The sequence below is a fragment of the Pseudoclavibacter helvolus genome, from assembly GCF_049707175.1.
GTDB classification, from domain to species: domain Bacteria; phylum Actinomycetota; class Actinomycetes; order Actinomycetales; family Microbacteriaceae; genus Pseudoclavibacter; species Pseudoclavibacter helvolus_A.
This window is the reverse complement of sequence record NZ_JBNAFM010000037.1, coordinates 1-2288: the sequence shown is the minus strand read 5'-3', so window position 1 is coordinate 2288 and position 2288 is coordinate 1. Positions and strand designations below refer to the sequence as shown.

The 2288-nt window shown below is 59.8% G+C and carries 3 protein-coding genes; all 3 read left to right on the top strand.

What is annotated here, in order from left to right; genetic code table 11:
* Positions 1-664: 664 nt before the first annotated feature.
* Positions 665-889: a hypothetical protein gene (locus ACPYN9_RS17165; RefSeq protein ID WP_424468105.1), complete on the top strand. Its 225-nt coding sequence runs from the start codon at positions 665-667 to the stop codon at positions 887-889.
* Between the two features lie 222 nt (positions 890-1111).
* Positions 1112-1891 carry a hypothetical protein gene (locus ACPYN9_RS17160; RefSeq protein ID WP_424468103.1) on the top strand — a complete coding sequence of 260 codons (780 nt, stop codon included), beginning with the start codon at positions 1112-1114 and terminating at the stop codon, positions 1889-1891.
* A 16-nt stretch (positions 1892-1907) separates the two neighbouring features.
* Positions 1908-2288: hypothetical protein (locus tag ACPYN9_RS17155; protein ID WP_424468101.1), on the top strand; the 381-nt coding region annotated here is incomplete at its 3' end.

The following is a 2288-nucleotide window of genomic DNA, read 5'->3' as shown; positions in this document are numbered from 1 at the left end:
AGCCCTGTGGAGACCTACGAGTGCGTCTACTGCCACCGGACCGGACTCCGGCAGTTCAGGCCGCACGACGCCACAACCTACGAATGCGCGGTCGACTCGTCCTGCGTGGAGCGAATGGCATCCAAGCTGACACCACATGGCAGCACGTACCGGTACCCCAATTCCTTCGGAGCAACGACCTTCCCCTTCGTGTTCCTCGATAGACGTGCTCGCGCATATCTGCCCAAGAAACTGCGACTCGGGTACGAGGCCGCAGCGCTGCGGGCACGCACCCAGCACCTCGGAGCCCCCTCCGACAGCAGGAAGACCGCCCAACTCGAAGAAGCAATCCGCGACGCTCTGCGGAGCGCCTCCCCACGCCCCAACGGCATGAGGTTCGCCGTTCGCTGCGGTGCCGACAAAATCTGCACCGTCACTGTGCACGTTCACGATCGCAGCTCGAGCAATCAACATGCGGCTCTCGACGCCCTCCGCTCGACCGCCGCCCAGTTTCGTGGCCGAGTCCAACTCACCGCAACCTTCGCCGACGACATCCCATACGCAACCGACTGATTGAGGGGCGCCGCGACGTGCACCCTGAAACGAACTACCCGGGGATTCCCCGACATTCAAGAACCGTGCCTCACTTATTGCGGTCCATTCGCACGCGCGGTAGCTTGAGCGCATGACCAAAGCACACAACGTCGTGTGGACCATTGCCCTGCTCGGAGTCATAAGCTCCATGGGGATTCCCGCCGCGCAAGCCGTCCCTATTCAAGTCCAGGCCCCACAGCCCGTTTCGGACAGTGACCTCGAGGATTGCCTCGTCAAACTTGGCGAGTATTCTTTCACGCCCGAGGGAAGCACCTTCAAATCCAAGGCACACGAAGAACTCACAAACCTGAAGTGAGACCTCTACTACAAGCACCCAGACCTCGTCGGCTTCTTCTACGCCACCGAAAATGAACCCCTCGAGGCCGAAGCCGGCAACGCAACGATCTCTATCCCCGTCGCAAAAGACCAAGCCGAAAAATTCAAGTCCGAAGCTCCGGAGCTGCTTGCAAATATCGGCAGCAGCAATCTGAACCTTGAGCCTCGCGAGGACGAGGGAAGCGTGAGAGACATTTGCACTGTGTTCCTCGACGCTATGCGTGCTCCGGAAATTGCCGACGTCGTGCACGGTGCCGCCGTTGACCAGATGAACAACAAAGTCGTGATCTTCGCCCTAGACGAGGAACGCGTCACTTCCTACGCCTCGAAAGCTTACGGAGATCTCGCGATCGTAGAGGAGACCAAAGCAGGCGAAGAAGACGCACGAAACTGGGACGCTGGACCATTCCCCGCTGGACAGAAGATGTACTGGCCAGGTGGAAACGGCCCGTGGTGTTCATCCGGCTTCAACATGCGCAACGACGGCGGAACCCCGTACATGCTCACAGCAGCCCACTGCGGCGGCGTGGGGCAGCAGTGGCACAGTGCTGGAAACCTCGGCACTGTCACCAACACTCTGATGCCTACTCGCGACGTCGCATTCGTCTTCGGCGGGTCCTACAACAACCGGATCTGGCGCGGGGGAGTCAACACATCGACGACCGGGGCGGTTGTCGGAGTCATGGGCGGCACACCGAACTATGGAGCGTATGCAGGCTATAGCGGAGCCAGGACCGGCGAAGGCTCAGCCCCATACCGGTACTCCGGTTGCGCAAGCTCGTACTGCAACCTCTATTTCTTCGCCGGCAACCTCACCGATCACGGAGACAGCGGAGGCCCTTGGTTTGCCCACATGGCGGGAACCAACAACGTCCTGGCACTCGGGGTCCACCGAGGAAGAGAGTTCCCAGCGAGCGGCCCCCTCATGGTGATGACAGACATCAAGTACATCATTGGATACACATCGTCTCGCCTGTACTAACGAGGGGCCAGCAACCATGGAGAAGCGGCTAATCGCGATCAGTTGCACGCTGCTCCTGCTCGCAGGATGCTCTGCACCCACAACCCTCAGTTCGGGTTCGTATCGGGTAAGTAACGGGGATGCTACCCATAGTGACTCCCTGGACTTAGCCGTCATCGAGCTTTCAGGAGGACGCTTCTCAGCCACCGTCGGCTGCAATGAAATCGGCGGCACTTACGCGGCAAACGAGAGTGAAATCAAGTTCGAAGTGACTTCACTCACGGACGTCGGCGGCTGTCCCCTCGGCGAGGAAGTCCTCGAGGAGGCACTCGTGACTCCTGGAGCAGGCAAGCCCCAAGGAACAACGTCATTCACACTAATGACACGCGATGGCGAGCTGCTGTTCTCAGAAGGCAGC